18 protein-coding genes are annotated in these 23636 nt (G+C 59.3%); 11 read left to right on the top strand and 7 right to left on the bottom strand.

Features of this window, described 5'->3' with window-relative positions; translation table 11 throughout:
- Positions 1-112 precede the first annotated feature (112 nt).
- The 3 genes from TU84_RS20290 to TU84_RS20300 all read right to left on the bottom strand — a co-directional run bounded on the left by TU84_RS20290 (position 113) and on the right by TU84_RS20300 (position 4982).
- Positions 113-1339, bottom strand: coding sequence for an ArsB/NhaD family transporter (locus TU84_RS20290; RefSeq protein WP_048372254.1), 1227 nt, complete (start codon positions 1337-1339; stop codon positions 113-115).
- A gap of 165 nt (positions 1340-1504) precedes the next feature.
- Positions 1505-2341: a polyphosphate kinase 2 family protein gene (locus tag TU84_RS20295; RefSeq protein ID WP_048372256.1), complete on the bottom strand. Its 837-nt coding sequence runs from the start codon at positions 2339-2341 to the stop codon at positions 1505-1507.
- 16 nt (positions 2342-2357) lie between these two features.
- Positions 2358-4982, bottom strand: coding sequence for a plasma-membrane proton-efflux P-type ATPase (locus tag TU84_RS20300; protein WP_053225282.1), 2625 nt, complete (start codon positions 4980-4982; stop codon positions 2358-2360).
- A gap of 458 nt (positions 4983-5440) precedes the next feature.
- Between TU84_RS20300 and TU84_RS20305 the strand changes: the two genes are divergently transcribed.
- The 10 genes from TU84_RS20305 to TU84_RS20345 all read left to right on the top strand — a co-directional run bounded on the left by TU84_RS20305 (position 5441) and on the right by TU84_RS20345 (position 16458).
- Entirely contained in the window at positions 5441-5893 is a 453-nt protein-coding gene (locus TU84_RS20305; RefSeq protein ID WP_048372258.1) for an Lrp/AsnC family transcriptional regulator, read from the top strand.
- Positions 5894-6064: 171 nt separating this feature from the next.
- On the top strand, positions 6065-7747 hold the full coding sequence (locus tag TU84_RS20310; protein WP_048372259.1) for a flavin monoamine oxidase family protein: 1683 nt from the start codon (positions 6065-6067) through the stop codon (positions 7745-7747).
- A 130-nt stretch (positions 7748-7877) separates the two neighbouring features.
- Positions 7878-8672, top strand: coding sequence for a carbon-nitrogen hydrolase family protein (locus TU84_RS20315; RefSeq protein WP_048372261.1), 795 nt, complete (start codon positions 7878-7880; stop codon positions 8670-8672).
- A gap of 48 nt (positions 8673-8720) precedes the next feature.
- Positions 8721-11159: a pyrroloquinoline quinone biosynthesis protein PqqF gene (gene pqqF, locus TU84_RS20320; RefSeq protein ID WP_048372263.1), complete on the top strand. Its 2439-nt coding sequence runs from the start codon at positions 8721-8723 to the stop codon at positions 11157-11159.
- Positions 11160-11309: 150 nt separating this feature from the next.
- Complete coding sequence (gene pqqA, locus TU84_RS25725; RefSeq protein WP_003422658.1) at positions 11310-11384, top strand: pyrroloquinoline quinone precursor peptide PqqA; 75 nt, start codon at positions 11310-11312, stop codon at positions 11382-11384.
- 97 nt (positions 11385-11481) lie between these two features.
- Positions 11482-12393 (top strand): pyrroloquinoline quinone biosynthesis protein PqqB, encoded by a 912-nt coding sequence (pqqB, locus tag TU84_RS20325; protein ID WP_048372265.1) that lies wholly within the window; start codon positions 11482-11484, stop codon positions 12391-12393.
- Positions 12394-12497: 104 nt separating this feature from the next.
- Positions 12498-13250 (top strand): pyrroloquinoline-quinone synthase PqqC, encoded by a 753-nt coding sequence (gene pqqC, locus TU84_RS20330; RefSeq protein ID WP_048372266.1) that lies wholly within the window; start codon positions 12498-12500, stop codon positions 13248-13250.
- Entirely contained in the window at positions 13247-13522 is a 276-nt protein-coding gene (gene pqqD / locus TU84_RS20335; protein ID WP_048372268.1) for a pyrroloquinoline quinone biosynthesis peptide chaperone PqqD, read from the top strand. Before pqqC ends, pqqD begins: the two co-directional genes overlap by 4 nt.
- Positions 13494-14666: a pyrroloquinoline quinone biosynthesis protein PqqE gene (pqqE, locus tag TU84_RS20340; RefSeq protein WP_048372269.1), complete on the top strand. Its 1173-nt coding sequence runs from the start codon at positions 13494-13496 to the stop codon at positions 14664-14666. Before pqqD ends, pqqE begins: the two co-directional genes overlap by 29 nt.
- Positions 14632-16458: a S9 family peptidase gene (locus tag TU84_RS20345; protein WP_048372270.1), complete on the top strand. Its 1827-nt coding sequence runs from the start codon at positions 14632-14634 to the stop codon at positions 16456-16458. The genes pqqE and TU84_RS20345 overlap by 35 nt, the downstream gene beginning before the upstream one ends.
- Before the next feature lie 89 nt (positions 16459-16547).
- On the opposite strand, the gene TU84_RS25730 is transcribed toward TU84_RS20345, so the two are convergent.
- Together TU84_RS25730 and TU84_RS20355 are read right to left on the bottom strand one after the other, a co-directional pair.
- Positions 16548-16712 carry a YqaE/Pmp3 family membrane protein gene (locus TU84_RS25730; RefSeq protein ID WP_048372272.1) on the bottom strand — a complete coding sequence of 55 codons (165 nt, stop codon included), beginning with the start codon at positions 16710-16712 and terminating at the stop codon, positions 16548-16550.
- A 170-nt stretch (positions 16713-16882) separates the two neighbouring features.
- Positions 16883-18166 carry an aspartate aminotransferase family protein gene (locus tag TU84_RS20355; RefSeq protein WP_048372274.1) on the bottom strand — a complete coding sequence of 428 codons (1284 nt, stop codon included), beginning with the start codon at positions 18164-18166 and terminating at the stop codon, positions 16883-16885.
- Positions 18167-18394: 228 nt separating this feature from the next.
- Between TU84_RS20355 and TU84_RS20360 the strand changes: the two genes are divergently transcribed.
- Positions 18395-19279: a LysR family transcriptional regulator gene (locus TU84_RS20360; protein WP_048372276.1), complete on the top strand. Its 885-nt coding sequence runs from the start codon at positions 18395-18397 to the stop codon at positions 19277-19279.
- A 331-nt stretch (positions 19280-19610) separates the two neighbouring features.
- Here TU84_RS20360 and TU84_RS20365 read toward each other — a convergent pair whose 3' ends face one another.
- Both TU84_RS20365 and TU84_RS20370 read right to left on the bottom strand, forming a co-directional pair.
- A complete protein-coding gene (locus TU84_RS20365) occupies positions 19611-21389 on the bottom strand; it encodes an acyl-CoA dehydrogenase C-terminal domain-containing protein (RefSeq protein WP_048372278.1) in 1779 nt (592 codons plus the stop codon).
- A gap of 243 nt (positions 21390-21632) precedes the next feature.
- Positions 21633-23438: a phenylacyl-CoA dehydrogenase gene (locus TU84_RS20370; protein WP_048372280.1), complete on the bottom strand. Its 1806-nt coding sequence runs from the start codon at positions 23436-23438 to the stop codon at positions 21633-21635.
- Between the last annotated feature and the right edge of the window lie 198 nt (positions 23439-23636).

Below are 23636 nucleotides of genomic sequence, written 5' to 3' on the forward strand. Positions count from 1 at the left end.
GCCACGTCCGGCTGCGCAGCAGCCGTAAACCATGCTGAAAAGATCGCGAGACAAGCTCGCTCCTACAGCCAGCGAACACTAAACCTCTGTAGCCGCTGCCGAGCCCCTCCCCTCACAAAAACGCAATCCACAACCCCGCCATCAGCAAGGTCACCAAGGTCACCGGCACCCCGGACTTTGCGAATGACCCGAACGAGATCTTGATACCGCACCCCGCCGCCTGTTCCACGACGATGATCCCGGCCAGGCTGCCGAAAATAATAAGGTTGCTCGAAAACCCGGTACCCAACGCTATCGCAGCACCTAACGACTGTGCATTGCCGTCAGGGTGCAAATAAGGGGAAAGCAGCATGACCGCCGGGTTGTTGCCGACCACATCACTGAGCAATGATCCGGCCACAAACAGCGAAATAGGGTCGTTAACGTCGATGCCCACATGGCGCAGCCAGTCAAACAGCGATTGCGGCAGTCCGGTATTGGCGAGTGCCTGGTTGCAAATAAACAAGCCGATAATCAGCAGCAACAGGTTGCCGTCAACTTGCTTGAGCACGTCTTTGGAAGCCAGGCTGCGGTTGACCAGCAGGATGCCCGCGCCGGCCAGGGCCACCAGTTCACGCGGCCATATGTCGGCCACCAGGGCGATGATCACGGCGCTAGCGACGATGATGGCTTTGGTCGTTTCGACTTTATCGAGCTGTACGGGAGGGTGAACAACCGCTTTATCGGTCTTACGCTCCAGCGTCCATTTGCCACGGTATTGCCACGCGATGATGCACCAGATGATGGGCAGCGATAAAAGCGCCGGCACCCCTGCAGCAATCATGAATTCGTTAAACGAGAGATCAAGCGCTTGGGCCGCAATCATGTTTTGCGGGCTGCCGATCAGGGTGCCCGCGGCACCGGCGTTGGCTGCAAAACAAAACGCCAGCAGAAACGGCACCGGGTTAAGCCCCCGTGCCAGCGCTACGCTGACCAGCAGCGGCGTCATCGACAACACCACCACGTCATTGGTCAACAATGAGGAAAGCCCGGCACTGACGGCAATAAACACTGCCAGCAGCGCGACCGGGGTAATTTTTAGCGTTGCGACTTTCTCCGCAGCCCAGGCATAAAATCCCGAGACCGTGAACGCCCCCGACACCACCATCAAGCCAAACAGCAGCCCAAGGGTGCGGTAGTCGATGGCATCCCACGCGGCTTGCGGGCTAAGGCTTCCTGCTACGATCATGGCCAGGGCGCCAACGACTGCAGCGCCCGTTCTGTCCACGTTAAATGCCGGCAGCTTACCGACACCCATTACCAAATAAACCATGAAGAAAATGAGCAGGGTTGTGTACATAACGACGCCTAATGCAATGAAGCCCGTCACAGGCCGATATAAGGTGAACCGCTAAATGCCAATAGCGCCTCCTGCTCTGATCAACCAACAGGAAACGCTATGAGATGTCAGACCTGGCCATCGCCGCCCTGAACGTTCAAAACTTCAGGGCGGCGCTCTAATGATTTAGAGTTTTTCTTTCTTGGCCTGGTGGTACTTCCTTCCGATTTCTTTGAGATCAACCGTGGGTTTGGGCAACTGCATCTTCATGTCTTTGAGCGTCTTCTCAACAATGCTCCCGACAGCCAGGTTGCGGAACCACTTGTGGTTGGCCGGGATGACGTACCAGGGCGCATGATCAGTCGAACATTTGTTCAACATCGCCTCATACGCCTTGATGTAGTCGTCCCACAGGGCGCGCTCTGAATAGTCACCCTCGCTGATTTTCCACTGCCGCATTGGATCATCCAGACGCTCTTCAAAGCGTCTGAGTTGCTCTTCAGGCGAGATGTACAAGAAGAACTTCAAGATCGTCGTGTTATTCGAATGCACGGTGCTTTCAAACGCATTGATCAGGTCGTAGCGCTTTTCAATAACCTTGCCGGGCGCCATTTTGTGCACGCGCTGCACAAGCACGTCTTCATAGTGCGAACGGTTAAAGATAGCCACGTTACCGTCAGCCGGTACATGGGGATGCACCCGCCAAAGAAAATCATGGCTGCTTTCTTCGGGGGTCGGCTGCTTGAAACCCTGCACATTGGTGCCTTGCGGGTTCATCGAACGCAACACATGCCAGCAAGTGCCATCTTTACCGGCCGCATCAATGCCCTGCAAAACAATCAGCAAGGAATGTTTACGCTCGGCATAGAGCTTCTTTTGCAGGTCAGAGATGCTGGCGGACTGTTGATCAAGATGCTTTTGCGCATCCTTTTCCGATTTATAAGGACCATGAAAGTCAGGGTCCACGTCAGCAAGGCGAATTTTTGACCCTGGCTTAACAATCAACTTACTAATAAGGCTCATAGTCTGGCTTCCCTAGTCATGCGATGGCTTTAGTCAGGTTTTCGCTTTGTTTTTCACGCTTGTCGACGACGGAGAAGTAGATCAACTTCACGATATCGATGATCACCATCCAGACAAGGACGTACACCCAGACTACGCCGATCAGTTCCCACGAAATAGCCGGCACGAAAATACCGAAGGCACAAATAAACACCGCGACAATCTGCGTACCGATAACCGCCAACAACAGCGGCAACGACGGGAACGGTGGTTTGAACACGCTATTACGGTTACGCACCACAAACAGCAACAAGTGACCGCCCGCTGCCAACTGCAAGAACAACATGGTCTGTAGATGACTCAGGTCGAGTGCAAACACATGCATCAGTTCTGCGTTGTTCATCCAGTACATCGAGATCAGAACAAGGCCAAAACTCTGCGCCAGTGCCATCAACCCCATCAGAGAAGAGAATATGATGATTCGATGCATATCCCACCGCACCGGTTTCTTGGCTATTTTGACGTTGTCATAGGCGATGGTCATGATCGGAATATCATCCAGCAACGCCAGTACCACAATCATGATGGCGGTCAACGGACGCACGCCGAACACCAAATAAGACAGCACCACCACAAACATGATGCAAATCGTCATCGCAATCCGGTAGTACACATACGAGGTAATACGCTCGAAGATAGCCCGCGCTTCTTCAATGGCATTCACAATCGTGGATAACCCCGGGGCGGTCAAAATCAGCGCGGCGGCCGATCTTGCCGCGTCCGTTGCACCCGACACCGCAATACCGCATTCAGCTTGTTTCAAGGCCGGGGCGTCGTTAACACCATCCCCTGTCATTGCAACAATGTGATTACGCTCTTGCAGCGCTTTAACGATCTGGTATTTGTTCTCCGGGAACACGCGCCCAAACCCGTCGGCGGCCTCAACTGCACGGGCCGCATCAATCGGAATATGGTTGTTGTCCGTATCTTTAGGGAACACCTGATCAGCAACCAGCAAGTGCGTCCCAAGCCCCAGTTGCCGGGAGATTTCGGAACCAATCGCCACGTCATCGCCCGTGACCATCTTCACCGACAGCCCCAGCGCACGTGCCTGGGCAATGGTTTCTTTAGCGTCAGGGCGCGGCGGATCGAGCAAGGCCAGCAAGCCCAGGAGGTCCCAAGTTTTGCCGCCATCATCCGAGCGGGCAACACCGAGTGCGCGCGTGCCATGGCTGGCCAGTTCGCTGACTTTGCCGAAATAAGCCGTGGAGCGCGGATCGTCGCTGGAGGTTTCACTGATACCGCACAACGTGGCAATCACTTGCGGCGCCCCTTTCGCATAGGACGTCTGTTTTTGCGAAGCGTCTTGCACCACCGCCAGGGTCTTTTTATTGACCGGGTCAAAAGGCGTGAAACTGACTTGTTTAAAGCCATCCAGCGATTTTTTATCTTTCAGCGCACTTAAAACAGCTTGGTCAATGGCATCCGTACTTTCCGGCTGGCACGCCAACGCCGCGCCTAGAATCACTTCGTCGGGGGTTGTTTTAGGGTCAAAAGGAATCGCGCTATCAACCGTCAGGTGGTTTTGCGTCAGCGTCCCGGTTTTATCGGAGCACAACACATCAACCCCGGCCAACTCCTCAATGGCCGACAACCGCGAAACAATGGCCTTTTGTTTGGATAACGCCAACGCCCCCAGCGCCATGGTGACGGACATCACCGCTGGCATGGCCACCGGTACCGAAGCGATCAGCAATACCAACACAAACTGCGCAATATCACCGGCCTCAGACCACGCCCAATGCCCTTGCACAACAATGTCTTTGTATAACTGCGTGCCGACCAGAATCAGCGCCAGAATGGCCGCGAGGATAATCAGGAAATCCCCGATACGCAGTACCGCTTGTTCAGCGTGAGACTTGGCACCCGCACTGGCCACCAACTTGGCTGTGCGCCCAAAGAACGTATTGTTACCGGTTGAAGTGACAATACCGGTCATCGAACCTTGCCGCGCGATAGAGCCGGAGTAACCGCTGTCACCGACCATCTTCGATACAGGTAAAGACTCACCCGTTAACGCCGCCTGATCCACCGACAAATAAGCGCCGTCGATCAACAGCAAGTCGGCGGGCAAAATCTCCCCACCGGACACTGTCACCACATCCCCCGGCACCAGTTCGGCCGCATCGATGGTTTGCAACTTCCCGTCACGCTTGGCGTGGGCTTTAAGTGCCAAACCTTTCTTCAGCGCCGCCAGTGCACTGGCGGCTTTGTTGTCCTGCCAAAAACCAACAGCCGCGTTATAAAGCAGCAGGCCGGTAATCACGATAAAGTCTGGCCAGTCCTGACGCGCCAACGAGATAAGTGCCGCAATTTCAATCATCCATGGAATAGGCCCCCAGAAATAACCAAGCAGCTTTTTCCAGCGACTGTCTTCTTTGGCCTCAATGGCGTTCGGCCCATACTTTTCAAGCAGGCTCTTGGCCGTTGCCGAACTAAGGCCATCTGGCGAACTGTTGAGTTGGCTTATTTCTTTCTTGATACCCTCAGCATCCAGTCGCGCCGGCTTGGCGTTAGAAGAGCTGGACGAACTGGGCGAGCTAGCTTTTTTCACCGGGTCACTGCTTGTAGACCCATCGCCTGCCAATGTGATGTCGGACATTCCCTTACCCTCTTAGACGGCTCTAACTAATTCAGCACTCTCAAACTTCCAGTGCCGCAACCCTATAAAGTTGCGCACTCACCTATCCACCTTAAGGTCCGCACTTAATAATAAAGCCACTCTGCATAATCCATGACTGCAGAGTGGCTATTAATGACTGACCTACTTAAATAACAACTACTAAACAACTTCTTTAACGTAGCACTGGCGCAACTAACTTTTATCCAAGCTTTACAAAGTATCGAAATAGATTGGTTTTTTAACTTGTTTTAGATAGACCTATTATTTTTTATGATAATAGTCAGATTGTCACACTTCATGTAACGCCCCGCATCTTCGGGCAAGCGTAGATCAACGCTCATCAATTTCAACACTGCCGGGCCAGATTTTGCCGGTTGAGAAGACCCGGCCTGTCCCTTACCCTACCTGCCCCACCCTGCCCACACCGGAGCCTTCCTGTGCCTGATACCCACCCGCCTGCACTGGATGACATTGACCGCCAATTAATCGCGGCCTTGCAGCTTAATGCGCGTGAGAGTGTGGCGATGCTGGCGCGGCAGTTGGGGATTGCGCGCACCACGGTGACGTCGCGCCTGGCGCGGCTGGAGAAAACCAGGGTCATCACCGGCTATGGCGTGCGTTTGAGCCAGCGTCTGGTGGATGGCGGGCTGCAAGCCTATGTCGGGATTACCGTGCAGCCGCGCTCCGGCAAGGAGGTGGTGCGGCGTCTGAGCAGCATGGCCCAGGTGCAACAGTTGTGCGCTGTGAGTGGCGAGTTCGATTACGTGGCCTGGCTGCGCAGCGAATCCCCCGAGCAACTGGACCAGTTGCTCGATCAGATCGGCAGCGTCGACGGTGTCGAAAAAACCACCACCTCGATCATTCTCAGCAGCAAGGTTGATCGCGGCTAAGGCGTTATGCCTGCGCCACACATCACTCTGTCAGCCAGATTCGTCATATTGACTAAACAAATGTCATAACGACGACACTTTGCGTCTTATTACCGTGTTCCGCGCTCCCTAAACTGGCGACTGTCTTTTCCTATACTCACGTGTAACGCGAGTCGCCCAGTAAGGTCAGCCATGAACAAGAACAATCGCCACCCTGCCGACGGCAAAAAACCGATCACTATTTTCGGCCCCGACTTCCCCTTTGCCTTTGATGACTGGATCGAACACCCGGCCGGGCTGGGCAGTATTCCGGCCAATAAGCTGGGCGCTGAGGTGGCGATTGTCGGCGCCGGGATGGCGGGCATGGTGGCCGCTTACGAGTTGATGAAGCTGGGCCTCAAGCCCGTGGTTTATGAAGCGTCGAAGATGGGCGGGCGCCTGCGTTCGCAAGCCTTCGAGGGCAGCGAAGGGGTGATTGCCGAGCTGGGCGGCATGCGTTTTCCGGTGTCTTCCACCGCGTTTTACCATTACGTCGACAAGCTGGGGCTGGAAACCAAACCGTTCCCCAACCCGCTGACACCCGCGTCCGGCAGCACCGTCATCGACCTCGAAGGCCAGACCTTTTACGCACAAAAGCTGGCGGATCTGCCCGCCCTGTTCCAGGAAGTGGCCGATGCCTGGGCAGACGCGCTGGAGGAAGGCTCGCGCTTTGGCGATATTCAACAAGCCATCCGCGACCGCGACGTCCCGCGCCTGAAAGAGCTGTGGAATACCCTGGTTCCGTTGTGGGACGACCGCACCTTCTATGACTTTGTCGCCACCTCCAAAGCCTTCGCCAAGTTGTCTTTCCAGCACCGCGAAGTGTTTGGTCAGGTCGGGTTTGGCACCGGCGGCTGGGACTCGGACTTCCCCAACTCGATGCTGGAAATTTTCCGCGTGGTAATGACCAACTGCGACGACCACCAGCACCTCGTGGTAGGCGGCGTCGAGCAAGTGCCACTGGGCATCTGGAGCCATGTGCCGCAGCGATGCGCCCATTGGCCTGAAGGTACCAGCCTGCGCTCGCTGCATCGCGGCGCGCCGCGCACCGGGGTCAAGGCTATTTCCCGTGCCGCTGACGGGCAGTTCTCGGTCACCGACAACCTCAGCGTCACCCGCACCCACGAAGCGGTGTTGGTGACGTGCCAAAGCTGGTTGCTGACCACGCAAATCGACTGCGAAGAATCGCTGTTCTCACAAAAAGTATGGATGGCGCTGGACCGTACCCGTTACATGCAGTCGTCAAAAACCTTCGTCATGGTCGACCGCCCGTTCTGGAAAGACAAAGACCCGGACACCGGCCGCGACCTGATGAGCATGACCCTCACCGACCGCCTGACCCGTGGCACCTACCTGTTCGACAACGGTGACGACAAGCCGGGGGTGATTTGCCTGTCGTACTCATGGATGAGCGATGCGCTGAAAATGCTCCCGCACCCTGTGGAAAAACGCGTCAAGCTGGCCCTCGACTCGCTGAAAAAGATCTACCCGAAGGTCGACATCGCCAGCCGCATCATCGGCGATCCGATCACCGTGTCATGGGAAGCCGACCCGCATTTCCTCGGCGCCTTCAAAGGTGCGCTGCCGGGTCACTACCGATACAACCAGCGCATGTACGCGCATTTCATGCAGCAAGACCTGCCCAGCGAACAGCGCGGGATTTTTATTGCCGGCGATGATGTCTCATGGACACCGGCCTGGGTTGAAGGCGCGGTGCAAACGTCGTTGAACGCGGTCTGGGGCATCATGACCCACTTCGGCGGCAGCACCCACGCCGACAACCCGGGCCCAGGCGATGTCTTCCACGACATCGGCCCGATTGCCTTGCCGGACTGACCGCTACATAAATCCGACTGTGGGAGCGGGCTTGCTCGCGATGGCATCAACGCGGTCACTGAGCTAGTCCGCGTCGCCTGCATCGCGAGCAAGCCCGCTCCCTCAGGGATAGTGAATAAGGAGAGCCACCATGCGCATCGCCCTTTACCAATGCCAACCCTTGCCACTCGATGTGGCAGGCAACCTCCAGCGCCTGGCTTCCATCGCTTCGCAAGCCCAAGGCATTGACTTGCTGGTCCTGCCCGAAATGTTCCTCACGGGCTACAACATTGGCGCCAAAGCGGTGGCCGATCTGGCCCAGCCCTCTGACGGCGACGCCGCACTACAAATTGCCGAACTGGCGCAAACCACCGGCATCGCGATTGCCTACGGCTACCCCGAGCGCGACCTTGACGGGCACATCTACAACAGCGTGCAGGTGATCGACAGCCACGGCAAAAGCCTGTGCAACTACCGCAAAACCCATCTGTTCGGCCAACTCGATCGCGACATGTTCAGCCCCGGCCCGGACGCCTTTCCGGTGTTCGAACTGAATGGCTGGCAACTCGGCCTGCTGATTTGCTACGACCTCGAATTCCCCGAAAACACCCGCCGTCTGGCCCTCGCCGGGGCCGAGCTGATCGTCGTCCCCACCGCCAATATGGCGCCGTACGACTTTATCGCCGAGGTTACCGTGCGTAGCCGGGCCTTCGAAAACCAGTGCTATGTGGCCTACGCCAACTATTGCGGGCACGAAGGCAATGTTCATTACTGCGGGCAAAGCAGCATTAGCGCCCCCAACGGCCAGCAAATCGCCGTAGCCGAGCAGGACGAAATCCTGATTACCGCCACCCTCGAAAGCCAACAACTGGAGGATGCCCGCACCGGCAACTTCTACCTGGCTGATCGCCGCCCCGAACTTTACACCGCGCTGAGCAAGCGCTGATCGCCCGTAATCCGCTAGCATGTGGGCATCTCTGTTCCGGAAATGCCCATGTCTGCGCTGAACCCTTCCCAAGCCCGCCGTTTGACCCTCACTGACGGCCTGACTCTTTCACTGCGCCACGCGCCGCGCCTCAAGCGCTGTGCGGCGTTTTTACGGGTTCACGCAGGCAGCCACGACGTGCCAGCCGCCTGGCCGGGGCTCGCGCACTTTCTCGAACACCTGTTGTTCCTCGGCACCGAGCGCTACCCCGCCGCCGACAACCTGATGGCCTATGTGCAACGCCACGGCGGCCAGGTCAACGCCCGCACCAGCGAGCGCCACACCGACTTCTTTTTTGAACTGCCGGTGGCAGCGTTCGAAGGCGGCCTGGCGCGTTTGTGCGACATGCTCGCTCAGCCACGCATGAACCCGGCAGAGCAACTGCGCGAACGTGAAGTACTGCACGCAGAATTTATCGCCTGGGCCCGTGAGCCATCGGCCCGGCGCCAGTTCGAATTGCTCCAGCCGCTGAACCCGTCCCACCCGCTGCGGGCTTTTCACGCCGGTAATCGCTACAGCCTGCCGATCCAGCGCCCTGCATTTCAGCACGCCCTGCATGATTTTTACCGAACGTTTTATCACGCCGGCAACATCAGCCTGAGCCTGGTCGGCCCGGTACCCGAAGACGAACTGCTAGCCCTGGCCGAGCGCTATACCGAGCCCTTCGCCACCGGCCCAGTGAAGGCGCAAAACCGCCCACCGGCCTTGCTGCCAAACGGCGAAACCGTGTACCAGCAACTCGACGACCAACACCTGAACCTGCTGTTCGCCTTCGAACAACTGCCCGAGGCCTCCAGCACGGCGCTGGACTTTTTGTGCCGCTGGATCAATGCCGACAAGCCGGGAGGCCTTATCGCCTACCTGCGCGAGCAGCAACTGTGCACCGGCCTGAAAGCCGAAACGCTGTACCAGTTCGAAGGCCAGGCGCTGCTGCACATCGCCTTCAGCGCCGCGGGCAACATGACGCAAAACGCCACGCCAGTCCGTGAAGCGTTTTACGACTGGCTGGCCTATTTCAACACGCAGCAAAACCATCCCGCCCTGCGCAACGAATTCCAATGGCTGCGCCAGCGTCAGCTGGAGGTCAGCAGCGCGCTGGAACTGGCCCGCGCTGATTGTGAGCAACGTGTGCCTGGGTTGTCAGATCAAGCCGTAGCAGCGCTCGCAGGCCTACTGCAACAGATGCTGCCCGCGGCGCAACCGGCCACTGGACACGCCTGGCAGTTGCCACCGCCCAACCCGTTTTTGAGCGCCCCCGAAAAGCCAGCCAATGCGGGATTGATCCGTGGCCAGACCAGCGCTCACCGGGGCTTGCGCACCTTTGCCCAAGACCGCTTGCGCAGCCGCCGTGATCATTCGGCCATGAGCTTCAGCGCAGACCTGCCCGCCACCGGCCACGAGGCCGCGGTTTATCTGCGTTGGCGCTTGCCGGCCAGCCCTGCCGACAGCCTGCTGCTCGCACTGGAGAACCGCCTGCACCCGCTGCAACAGGATGCCCGCGAGGCCGGGGTCGAACTGTCATGCAGTGCTTCAGGCCATGACTGGCAGCTGAAAATGCAGGGCTTGCACACGCCGATGCCCGCCATTCTGGAGCACGCTTTGCGAGCCCTCGAAACACCGGACGCACCGCCGGGCACCTCGCCAGCGGCGCCGTTGATGCCGATTCGCCAGCTACTCAAACGCCTGCCGCAATGCAGCCAGCCTGCCACCGAAGCCACGTTGAGCGATGCCAGCCAAGGCTGGGCGGCGGCGCGCTGGGACGGCCTCGCGCTCGGCCTGCCTGCGGCCACGCAGCCCTTGATCAGCGCCGCCTTGAACAAAGCCCCCGGCACGCCGGACGCACACTTGCCAGTGGCCGCGCACTCGACCCAACGGCGCTGGGTCACAGAACCCTGCAATTCCAGTGAACACGCCGTGCTGCTGTTTTGCCCGGCACCCGCCGGTGATCTGGCGGCCGAGGCCGCGTGGCGTTTGCTCGCCCAGTTGGCAAGCACGCCGTTCTATCAACAACTGCGGGTTGAGCAGCAATTGGGCTACGCGGTGTTCAGCGGGCTGCGCCAGATCAATGGGCAAACCGGCCTGCTGTTCGGCGTGCAATCGCCTCACGCCCCCGTGGCAGACATCTTCGAGCACATCCGCGCATTCCTGGCTCAATTGCCGACGCTCATCACGGCACTGGATGAAACAACCTTCATCCAGGCGCGAGACGCCTTGGCGCAGCAGTTTTTGCCCGAGTCATTGAGCGGGGCTCAAGCGAGCGAACTGCTGTGGCAAGCAAAAAGGGGGGGCCACCCGTCGGACGACTTGAAAGCGCTCTATACCGCGCTTATAAGGCTGGATCCTCAGACTACACTGCAGGCAGCTCAGCAGATTAATCAGCCTGAATGCGCTTGGCTGTGTCTGGCTACCCAGCCCGCAACTGAAACGTTTTTTCTCGGACAAAGCTGATTTTTACCAACCGCGTAATGAGCTTTCTCCGACATAGAGCGCTCAGCAACAGACAATTTTAGTAACATAGCCGTCCAAGTTGTCAGAACCACTCCTTCGGGAGAGGGACTAACCCAGAGACACCCCACCAACCGCTGAAGGAGACACCCTATGTCGTGGACTAAACCTGCTTACACCGACCTGCGTATTGGCTTTGAAGTGACCATGTACTTCGCAAGCCGTTGATCTGTCCCGGCTCTTGGTTATCAAGAGTTGAGCAGAGCAACCCAACGCCTCGGCTCGCCGGGGCGTTTTTATTTTCAGATTTGCAAGAGAACACGCCATGTTTGTCCAGATTTTAGGTTCCGCCGCCGGCGGTGGTTTTCCACAGTGGAACTGTAACTGCGTGAACTGCGCGGGTTTTCGCGATGGCAGCCTGAACGCCAAAGCACGCACCCAATCCTCGATTGCGATCTCTGACGATGGCGTCAACTGGGTGCTGTGCAACACCTCGCCCGACATCCGCGCGCAACTCCAGAGCTTCGCCCCGATGCAACCGGGCCGCGCCCTGCGTGACACCGGCATCAGCGCCATTATTTTGATGGACAGCCAGATCGACCACACCACCGGCCTGCTCAGCCTGCGCGAAGGCTGCCCGCACGAGGTGTGGTGCACCGACATGGTCCACGAAGACCTGAGCACCGGCTTCCCGCTGTTCAACATGCTCAAGCACTGGAACGGCGGCCTGAACTGGAACCGCATCGAGCTGCACGGCTCGTTCACCATCCCGGCCTGCCCGAACCTGCGTTTCAGCCCGCTGCCGTTGCGCAGTGCTGCGCCGCCTTACTCGCCGCACCGCTTCGACCCGCACCCGGGCGACAACATCGGCCTGATCGTTGAAGACCTGCGCACCGGCGGCAAACTGTTCTACGCGCCGGGGCTGGGCAAGGTCGACGCGCCGTTGCTGGACATCATGGCCGGCAGCGATTGCCTGCTGGTGGACGGCACGATGTGGGACGACGACGAAATGCAACGCCGTGGCGTGGGCACCCGCACCGGCCGTGAAATGGGCCACCTGGCGCAGAACGGCCCCGGCGGCATGCTCGAAGTGCTGGAACAACTGCCCGAGCAGCGCAAGGTGCTGATCCACATCAACAACACCAACCCGATCCTCGACGAAGACTCCGCCGAGCGCGCCGAACTGGCCCGCCGGGGCGTTGAAGTGGCCTTTGACGGCATGAGCATCGAGTTGTAATACACCCAAAACCTGTAGGAGCGAGCTTGCCTCGCGAGCTTTTAAACGATCAAAAGATCGCGAGGCAAGCTCGCTCCTACAGAGGTTCACCTTCTGGAGGCACCATGACCCAAGCCCCACTCTCCACTGCCGAGTTCGAAGCCGCGCTGCGGGCCAAAGGCGCGTATTACCACATCTATCACCCGTATCAGGTGGCGATGTATGAAGGCCGCGCGACCCGCGAACAGATCCAGGGCTGGGTCGCCAACCGCTTCTATTACCAGGTCAACATCCCGCTCAAAGACGCCGCCATCCTGGCCAACTGCCCGGACCGCGAAGTCCGCCGCGAGTGGATTCAGCGCCTGCTCGACCACGACGGCGCCCCCGGCGAAGACGGTGGCATCGAAGCTTGGCTGCGCCTGGGCCAGGCCGTGGGTCTGGACCCCGACCAACTGCGCTCCCAGGAGTTGGTTCTGCCCGGCGTGCGCTTTGCGGTCGACGCCTACGTCAACTTCGCCCGTCGCGCCACGTGGGAAGAAGCCGCCAGCAGCTCGCTGACCGAAATGTTTGCCCCACAGATCCACCAGTCGCGCCTCGACAGCTGGCCGCAGCATTACCCGTGGATCGACCCGGCCGGTTATGAATACTTCCGCACCCGCCTGGGTCAGGCCCGCCGCGACGTTGAGCATGGCCTGGCGATCACCTTGCAGCACTACACCACCTACGCCGGTCAGCAACGCATGCTTGAGATTCTCCAGTTCAAACTGGACATTTTGTGGAGCATGCTCGACGCCATGACCATGGCCTACGAGCTGGACCGCCCGCCCTATCACAGCGTGACCGACCAACGTGTCTGGCACAAAGGAATCGCCCTATGAGCTTCGATCGCAGCAAAACCCCGACCTGGCGCCAGGGCTATCGTTTTCAGTACGAACCCGCACAAAAAGGCCATGTGCTGCTCTACCCCGAAGGCATGATCAAACTCAACGAGAGTGCCGCCCTGATCGGTGGCCTGATCGACGGCGAGCGCGACGTGGCGGCGATCATCGCCGCACTGGACGCGCAGTTCCCCGGCGTGCCGGAGCTGGGTGATGACATCGAGCAATTTATGGAGGTCGCACGTGCACAGCACTGGATCGAACTTGTCTGACAGACCGCTGGCGCTGCCGCCCAAACCCGAGGTCGGCCTGCCGCTGTGGCTGCTCGCCGAGCTGACGTATCGCTGCCCGCTGCAATGCCCGTATTGCTCCAACCCGCTGGACTTCGCCCAGCAAGGCAAAGAGCTGAGCACCGAGCAATGGGTCAAAGTGTTTCGTGAAGCGCGGGAAATGGGTGCAGCACAGTTGGGTTTTTCAGGCGGCGAGCCGCTGGTGCGTCAGGACTTGGCCGAGCTGATCGGCGAGGCCCGCAAACTGGGTTTTTACACCAACCTGATCACCTCCGGCATCGGTCTCACTGAGCAAAAAATCAGCGACTTCAAAAAGGCCGGGCTGGACCACATCCAGATCAGCTTCCAGGCCAGCGACGAGCAAGTGAACAACCTGCTCGCGGGCTCGAAAAAAGCCTTCGCGCAAAAGCTCGAAATGGCCCGCGCGGTCAAAGCCCACGGCTACCCGATGGTGCTGAACTTCGTCACCCATCGGCACAACATCGACAAAATCGACCGCATCATCGAACTGTGTATCGCCCTCGAAGCCGACTTTGTCGAGCTGGCGACCTGCCAGTTCTACGGCTGGGCGCAGCTCAACCGGGTTGGCCTGCTACCGACCAAAGAGCAATTGGTACGCGCTGAACGCATCACCAACGAATACCGCGCCAAGCTCGAAGCACAAGGCCACCCGTGCAAGCTGATCTTCGTCACCCCGGACTACTACGAAGAGCGGCCAAAAGCCTGCATGAATGGCTGGGGCAGCATCTTCCTCACCGTGACCCCGGACGGCACCGCCTTGCCGTGCCACGGGGCTAGACAAATGCCGGTCGAGTTCCCTAACGTGCGTGACCACAGCATGCAACACATCTGGTACGACTCGTTCGGCTTCAATCGTTTTCGAGGCTATGACTGGATGCCCGAGCCTTGCCGCTCGTGCGACGAGAAAGAAAAGGACTTCGGCGGCTGCCGTTGCCAAGCCTTTATGCTCACCGGAGACGCCAGCAACGCGGACCCGGTGTGCAGTAAATCGCCGCAACACGACCTGATTCTCAAGGCGCGCGAAGAAGCCGAGCACGCCACCCAGACCATCGAACAATTGGCCTTCAGAAATGAACGAAACTCACGCCTCATCGCAAAAGGCTGAACCTTTCAGCGCCGCCCTCGCCGTTGCCGCCGGTGTCGATTTCGCCGAACTGCGGGTCGGCCCCCACGGCCTGTTCTGGAACGAATACCGCCCACAAGAAGGCACCTGCCGCATTTGGCACTGGCGCGATGAGCAGGCGCATTGCCTGACTCCCGCCACCTTCAGCGTGAGCAGCCGGGTGTATGAATACGGCGGGGGTTCTTTTTGCCTTAGCGATGACGGCGTGGTGTTCGTCAACGAAACCGATCAGCAACTGTACCAACAGGCCCTGGACGGCAGCGCACCGCAAGCGCTGACCCACGGCACCTGCCGCTACGGCGACGTGCAGTTTGCCCACGGCCGCGTTTTGGCGGTAGAAGAAGACGCCGCGCAGCATCGGCTGGTCAGCATCGACCTGACCACGCGCCAGCGCCAGGTGCTGGCCGAAGGCGCCGACTTTTACGCTGCCCCCACGCTCAGCCCGGACGGCCAGCGCCTGGCCTGGATTGAGTGGAGCCGCCCGCATCAACCCTGGACCTCCACCCGCCTGATGCTCGCCGAAGGCCATCATCAGGGCCAATGGAACCCCGCGCACTGCATTGCCGGGGACCTGAGCGAAGAGTCTCTGCAACAGCCGCGCTTTGACGAACACAACCGTCTGTACTGCCTGACAGACCGTGGCGGCTTCTGGCAGCCGTGGTCCGAGTCGGGCGAAGGCCTGGTGCCCGCGCAAAGCGCAGCGGCCGATCACGCCCCGGCACCTTGGCAGTTGGGCGGCCGGACCTGGCTGCCGCTGGGCGAACAAAGCTACTTGGCGACCTGGACCGAAGCCGGTTTCGGACGCTTGGGCATTCACGCGGCTGACGGCAGCGTCGAAGACTTCACCGGCGACTACAGCCGGTTTCGCTGCCTGGCGCTGGATGATGCCTACCTCTATTGCATCGCCGCCTCCCCCGTCAGCCCGTCGGCGATCCTGCGCATTCGCCGCAGCGACCAACAGGTCCGCATGCTGGCCGGTGGCATAGCGCCCTTGCCCGCCGAACAAATCAGCCGCCCGCAGACCTTGCGCTACCCGTCCGGCAACGGCGAAGCCCACGGCTTCTTCTACCCGGCGATGCACGGCGAGGTTAAACCGCCCTTGGTGGTTTTCGTGCACGGCGGCCCGACATCCGCCTGCTACCCGATGCTCGACCCGCGCATTCAGTACTGGACCCAGCGCGGCTTTGCCGTGGCCGACCTCAACTACCGGGGCAGCACCGGCTATGGCCGCGACTATCGCCAAGCCTTGCACCTGAAATGGGGCGAAGTGGACGTTGAAGATGCCTGCGCGGTGGTCAGCTACCTGGCCGGGCAAGGGCTGATTGATGGCGAAAAAGCCTTTATTCGCGGCGGCAGCGCGGGCGGCTACACCACCCTGTGTGCGCTGGCGTTCAAAGATGTATTCCGTGGCGGAGCCAGCCTGTATGGCGTCAGCGACCCGATTGCGCTGACGCGAAGCACCCACAAGTTTGAAGGCGACTACCTCGACTGGCTGATCGGCGACCCTGTGCGCGATGCCGAGCGTTACGCGGCGCGCACGCCATTGCTGCACGCCGGGCAAATCCGCGTGCCAGTGATCTTCTTTCAAGGTGAACTGGACGCCGTGGTCGTGCCACAGCAAACCCGCGACATGCTCAAGGCCCTGGAAGACAACGGCATCCCGGCCAAAGCGTATTACTACCCGCAAGAACGCCACGGCTTTCGCAAAGCCAGCAACCAGGCCCACGCGCTCGAGCACGAATGGCAGTTCTACAGCGAATTGCTAAACCCCTGAACCCCAAAATCCCTGTAGGAGCGAGCTCGCCTCGCGATCTTTTGATCTTTAAAAGCTCGCGAGACAAGCTCGCTCCTACAGATGACGGGTCAATTCGAACGCTTGGCGATGATGTACACCGCGTGCACCATCCCCGGGATGTAGCCGCACAGGGTCAGCAAGATGTTCAACCAGAATGCCCCGCCAAACCCCACCTGCATGAACACGCCCAATGGCGGCAGCAAAATGGCAATGATGATCTTCAGAAATTCCATACGCTAGGCTCCCAGTCCTTAACGGGCTCACACGGCCCTTACCCTTAATCGACTCATCGGCCCGACAAAAGGTTCAGCGCAGACTTATCCACAGACAAAAAAACGCCCCGCGCCGAACGAAACAGGCACAGGGCGACGCGTTATACCGCGAGACGGTTCTTTAAAAGGCGTTACGTCGCAACCGCACGACGGCAGTGCAACTGAGCCGTACGCACGCGAGCAAAGGCCCGGGCCAGACGCAGCAACATCTCGTCTATGTTGCCTTTGCTGACGCACAACGCCGGGGTAAAGCGCAGGCAGTTGGGCTGCGGGGCGGTGATCAACAGCCCTTCGTACAGCGCAGCTTTAACCACGTCCTCAGCCGAGTCATCCGACAAGGTCAGGCCCCAAAACAAACCCTGACCGCGCAATTCACCCTGTGCATAACTATTGGCCAGTCGCCCCAGCCCTTCGCGCAGGTACTGACCCGCGTCGCGCACTTGCGCCAGAAAATCTTTTTCCAGAATCGTGTCGAGCACCGCCACACCGGCCGCCGTCATCAACGCGTTGCCGTGGTGGGTGCCGCCCAACTCGCCGGGCTCCAGGCAGCATGCCTTGCCACGGGCCAGCAATGCGGCCAACGGCACGCCGCCGCCCAGGCCTTTGCCCAGGGCTACGATGTCGGCGCGCACGCCGTAGTTCTGCTCTGCCAGCAACGACCCGCAGCGGCCCATGCCGGTCTGGACTTCATCCAGAATCAGCAAAATACCCAGCTCGCGGCACAGGCGCTCGACGCCCTTGAGGTAATGCTCGGTCGCCGGAATCACCCCCGCATCGCTCTGCACCGGCTCCAGCATGATGGCCACGGTCTGTGCATCCACCGCCGCGTGCAGCGCAGGCAAGTCGTTAAACGGTACGTTGATAAAGCCCGGCAGCTGCGGCTCAAAGCGGTTGTCGAAGGTGCCGCTGCCCGAAGCCGACATCGCGCCGAAGCTGCGACCGTGGCAGCTGCGCGTTGCGGTGATGATCCGGTGGGCGCCGTTGCGGTGCAGTTGGCCCCACTTGCGCGCCAGCTTGATCGCGCCTTCGTTGGCCTCGGCCCCGGTGTTTAAAAAGTGCACCTGATCGCTGCCCGTGCTCTGGCACAAGCGCTCGGCCAGGGTCAGCATCGCGCGGTTATAAAAGCCTGCGCCGGGGTTCATCAATGACTGGGCTTGTTCCGTCATGGCCTTGACCAGCACCGCCGGGCTGTGGCCCAGGCTGTTCACGGCCCCCCCCTGGGTGAAATCGAGGTACGCACGGCTGTCGCTGTCCCACATCCAGGAACCCTGGCCACGCACAAACACCTGCGCCGGGCGTTCTACGCTGGGCATCAGGCAAAAGCGGGCTTCGGGGGTGCTCTCATGCGCGGGGGCAGGCTCCGCCACGGGTTGAGCAAGATGGGCTTGGGGGCGACGCAAGTTAAACAGGTTCATGCACGCAGGCCTTGTGTTCATAAGCAGATTCGATTTGCAACCGCCCCGGCACGGCCCGGGCGCTAAAACCTCTGACGGGTTTTTAGCCTTGCCTATGTAAATAAGCGCGCCACCGGTACGGTTTATCGCGCGTTTTAGCTCGATAGCCCCAGTGGAACGGGCGTAGACTAGGCGCCCACAAGCCTTTGAGCTATTTCGTTTTTTAAGCATTTTCGATAAGTATTACTTATGGATTTCAAGCAACTGCGTTATTTCGTCGCGGTGTACGAAGAAGGCCATGTGGGCCGCGCTGCCGAGCGTCTGTCGATCTCCCAACCGGCGCTGTCACAGCAGATCCGCCAGCTCGAACACAACCTCGATGTCACCCTCTTCGAGCGCAGCAGCAAACGCCTGCTGCCCACCCTGGCCGCCCACACGCTGTACAACCACGCGTTGCCGCTGCTCGACGGTTTGCAGCGTGCGCGTGAAGCGTTGAGCAACTTTCAGGGCCATGCACTGCGCACCATTGCCATTGGCGTGCTGCAAACCGTGCACACCAGCCTGGTGCCGCAAATGCTCGAGCGCGTGCGCCAGGCACAGCCGCATCTGGTGGTACAGATTTACGAATTGACCGGCATGGAAATCGAGCGGCGCCTGCTCAATGGCTCACTCGACATCGGCATCAGTTACCTGCCGCCGCGCCAGCCGGGGTTGCATGGCACGCCGCTATACGAAGATGAACTGCAACTGGTCATCCCGGCGGATCACCCGCTGCGTGAATTCAAGAAAGTGTCACTGGCACAGGCCGCCGAGTTGCCGATGTTGTTGCTCGGGGAAGAGTTTCAGGTGCGCCAGATCTGGCAAAACCAACTGGCCAGCCTGGGCCGTCGCCCGCAGGTGCAGGCCGAGTTGAACACCATGGCCGGGATACTCGACAGCTTGCTGCACACCAAGTTGGCGACCGTGCTGCCGGGGCGCTCGCGCCATGAGAATGACCATCAGGCGCTGCTCTGGAAGCCCCTGAGCGAGCCTCGCGTGCCGCTGAAGGTCGGCCTGGTGTGCCGCGACGTCCAGCGCCAGCAAGCCACGCTGGGGCTATTGCGCAGCCTGCTTGAAGACGTGATTCATTCGTAGTCGCTGCCGAAGGCTGCGAAGGGTTGCGGAGCAACCCGTTTTCTTGAGAGCGGCGCAACGCCCATCGCAGCCTCGTGCCTCGGCAGCGACTACAAGAAATCGGAATTTCAGGCGCACAAAAAAGAAAACCCCGCCTAAGCGGGGTTTTGCAGACTGTTTCCCTGACATCCTTTTCGCTCCACCATCCTGGCGGAATCCTACGTGTCCGTGTTGTTGCTTTGAGCTTCCTGCTCTACGTCCTTGAAACCAAGATTACCCATGGATCCAATTTCGCGATATGGGCGATTGGCAGTACGTAATGTAAGCAAAAGCTTACAAATGACTAAACACCTTAAAACAGGGCTTCATCGAGCAAATACAGCGACTCACTGCCCGCCTTGACCGAAGCACTCAACGAATGAATACGCGGCAATAAACGCGCGAAATAAAAGCGTGCAGTGCCCAGCTTGCTGGCGTAGAACGCATCATCCGCCTCTTTTCCCTGCGCCGCACGGGCCATCAGCGCCCACATATAGGCATACGCGGTGTAGCCGAACACGTGCAGGTACTCCACCGACGCCGCGCCGATTTCATTCGGGTTGTGTTGCGCGCGGTCCAGTACCCAGGTGGTCAACTGATCAAGGTTGTCCAGCGCAGCAGCCAACGGCTGGGTGAACTCGTTGAGGCCAGCCGGGGCCTGCGCGATGAACTGGCGGATCTCGTCAGCAAACACGCGGTAGTCAGCCCCGCGATTACCGACGATCTTGCGCCCCATCAGGTCCAGCGCCTGAATGCCGTTGGTGCCTTCGTAGATCTGCGTGATGCGCACATCGCGCACCAGTTGCTCCTGGCCCCACTCGCGAATGTAGCCATGGCCGCCAAACACTTGCTGGCCGTGCACCGTGGTCTCCAGCCCTAGGTCAGTCAGGAAAGCCTTGGCCACCGGCGTCAGCAAGGCCACCAAACCATCAGCGCGAGCGCGGGCGGTCGGGTCTTCGCTGAACTTGGCGATGTCCAACTGATTGGCCACGTAAGTCGAGAACGCACGGCCGCCTTCGTTGGACGCCTTCATGGTCAGCAGCATGCGGCGCACGTCGGCGTGCACGATGATCGGGTCAGCCGCTTTGTCTTTGGCCTGTGCGCCGGTTGCCGCGCGCCCTTGCAGGCGGTCACGGGCATATTCCACGGCGTTCTGGTACGAGCGCTCGCCCGAGGCCAGGCCCTGGATACCCACGCCCAGACGCTCGTAGTTCATCATGGTGAACATCGCCGCTAGGCCACGGTTAGGCTCACCCACCAGATAACCCACGGCCTCATCGAAGTTCATCACGCAGGTCGACGACGCCTTGATGCCCATCTTGTGTTCGATCGAACCGCAGAACACCGGGTTGCGCTCACCCAGGCTGCCATCGGCATTGACCAGCACCTTGGGCACCAGGAACAGCGAAATGCCTTTAGGCCCCGCGGGTGCGTCCGGCAGCTTGGCCAGTACTAAATGAATGATGTTTTCGGTGAGGTCGTGTTCGCCACCGGTGATAAAAATCTTGGTCCCGCTGACCTTGAACGAACCGTCAGCTTGCGGCTCGGCCTTGGTGCGAATCATCCCCAGATCGGTCCCGGCGTGGGGCTCGGTCAAGCACATGGAACCGGCCCACTCGCCCGAGTACATATTGGGCAGGTAAGTGGCTTTGAGTTCTTCGCTGGCGTGAGCGTTGATCGACACGCAGGCGCCAGAGGTGAGCATCGGGTACAGGCCAAAGGCCAGGCTGGAGGAGTTGATCATTTCTTCGACCTGGGCCGACACCGCCTTAGGCATGCCCATGCCGCCGAACTCCGGGTTGCCGCCCACGCCCACCCAACCGCCTTCGGCGTAGGTTTTATAGGCATCGACAAAACCGGCCGGCGTGGTCACCACGGAGTCATTCCAGTGGCAGCCTTCCTCGTCAGCGTCGCGACTCAACGGGGCGACGCTCTTGGCAGTCACCTTGCCGGCTTCTTCGAGAATGGCTTCGACCGTTTCAGCATCAACGGACTCGGCCAATGCAGGCAGTTGCGCCCAGAGAGCAGCAACTTCGAACACTTCATTGAGGACGAAGCGCATATCACGCAGCGGCGCTTTGTAATCAGCCATGGCAAACCTCGTAATCTGTAAACGACGATTAATGTGGGACGCAGTCTAGCTTAACGACGCGAGTGATACATAGGGTCAAGCAGTGACTAATATTTATAATTCGGTCACTATTTTGTAGGAGCGAGCTTGCCTCGCGATCTTTTGATCTTTAAAAGATCGCGAGGCAGCTCGCTCCTACAGGGGAAAACCAAAAAAGCCGCTTTCCCGAAGGAGAAGCGGCTTTTTAAGGTGACTCACCGGGGCTTAGTAGCCCAGATCGAAGTCTTCTTCTTTCATGTCCATCAGGTTGGCAGCACCCGACAACATGGCCGCAACGTGTGTGCGGGTACGCGGCAGGATGCGCTGGAAGTAGAAGCGCGCAGTCTGCAGCTTGGCTTTATAGAAGGCTTCTTCAGAAGTGCCCTCGGCCAGTTTTGCAGCCGCCAGACGCGCCATGTCAGCCCAGAAGTACGCCAGGCACGCATAACCGGAATACATCAGGTAGTCGACCGAGGCCGCACCCACTTCTTCACGGTCTTTCATGGCCGCCATACCGACCTTCATGGTCAGCTCGCCCCACTCTTTGTTCAGTGCAGCCAACGGGGCGACGAACTCTTTAACTGCTTCGTTGCCTTCGTTGTTCTGGCAGAACTTGTGGACGATCTTGGTGAAGCCCTTAAGCGCTTCGCCTTGAGTCATCAGCACTTTACGGCCCAGCAGGTCGAGTGCCTGGATACCGGTGGTGCCTTCGTACAGCATCGAAATGCGGCTGTCGCGAACGTTCTGCTCCATGCCCCACTCAGCGATAAAGCCGTGGCCGCCGTAGATTTGCACGCCGTGGTTGGCGGCTTCGAAGCCCACTTCGGTCATGAACGCTTTAGCAATCGGCGTCATGAACGCCAGCAGCGCGTCGGCTTTTTTCTTCTCTTCTTCATCAACGCCGTATTTCACGATGTCGACTTGCTTGGCGGTGAAATACACCATGGCGCGGTTGCCTTCAGCAAACGCTTTGGTGGTCAGCAGCATGCGACGCACGTCCGGGTGAACGATGATCGGGTCAGCCGCTTTTTCAGGGGCTTTAGGGCCGGTCAGCGAACGCATTTGCAGACGGTCACGGGCATATTTCAAGCCGCCCTGGAAGGCGATTTCTGCGTGGGACAGGCCTTGCAGTGCAGTGCCCAGACGTGCGGTGTTCATGAAGGTGAACATGCAGTTCAGGCCTTTGTTCGGCGGGCCGATCAAGAAGCCGGTGGCGCCGTCAAAGTTCATCACGCAGGTGGCGTTACCGTGGATGCCCATTTTGTGCTCAAGCGAGCCACAGGACACGGCGTTGCGCTCACCCAGAGTGCCGTCGGCGTTAGCCTTGAACTTGGGCACGATGAACAGCGAGATACCTTTGGTGCCAGCAGGTGCATCCGGCAGGCGGGCCAGTACGATGTGGACGATGTTGTCGGCCATGTCGTGTTCACCGGCCGAGATGAAGATCTTGGTGCCGGAAATCTTGTACGAACCATCTGCCTGAGGTTCAGCCTTGGTGCGCAGCAGGCCAAGGTCGGTACCGCAGTGCGATTCGGTCAGGCACATGGTGCCGGTCCATTCGCCGGTTACCAGCTTTGTCAGGTAGGTATTTTGCTGCTCCGGAGTGCCGTGCTCGGAGATGGTGTTCATCGCGCCGTGCGACAGGCCCGGGTACATGCCCCACGACCAGTTGGCCGCACCGACCATTTCACTCACCGCCAGGCCCAAGGACTCCGGCAGGCCTTGGCCGCCGTGGTCGACGTCGTGCGCCAGGCTTGGCCAGCCGCCTTCAACGAATTGTTTGTAGGCTTCTTTAAAGCCTGTCGGCGTTTTAACCCCGGATTCACTCCAGGTGCAGCCTTCGATGTCACCCACGCGGTTCAGCGGTGCCAGCACCTGCTCACAAAACTTGGCGCCTTCTTCAAGAATGGCGTCAACCATATCTGGCGTAGCGTCCTGGCAAGCCGGCAGGCTCTGATAGTGCGCTTCGTAACCGAGCAGTTCGTCACGAACGAAGCGAATATCACGCAAGGGGGCCTTGTAATCAGGCATAGCGATAAACCTCTGCTGATGAATCCGGGGATGAACAACCGCGTAGATTTGTTATTGCGGTCAAACAGGTGTTTGAAACATACGTTTACGCCCATTTGTTGTCAAGCAGCGCGAAGCCTCCGTTCGTCTTGGTACGAACAGATCACAGAGAAGGGAAGTGCATGGAATCCTGTAGGAGCTCGCCTCGCGATCTTTTGA

The sequence above is a fragment of the Pseudomonas helleri genome (assembly GCF_001043025.1).
In the GTDB taxonomy this organism is placed as follows: domain Bacteria; phylum Pseudomonadota; class Gammaproteobacteria; order Pseudomonadales; family Pseudomonadaceae; genus Aquipseudomonas; species Aquipseudomonas helleri.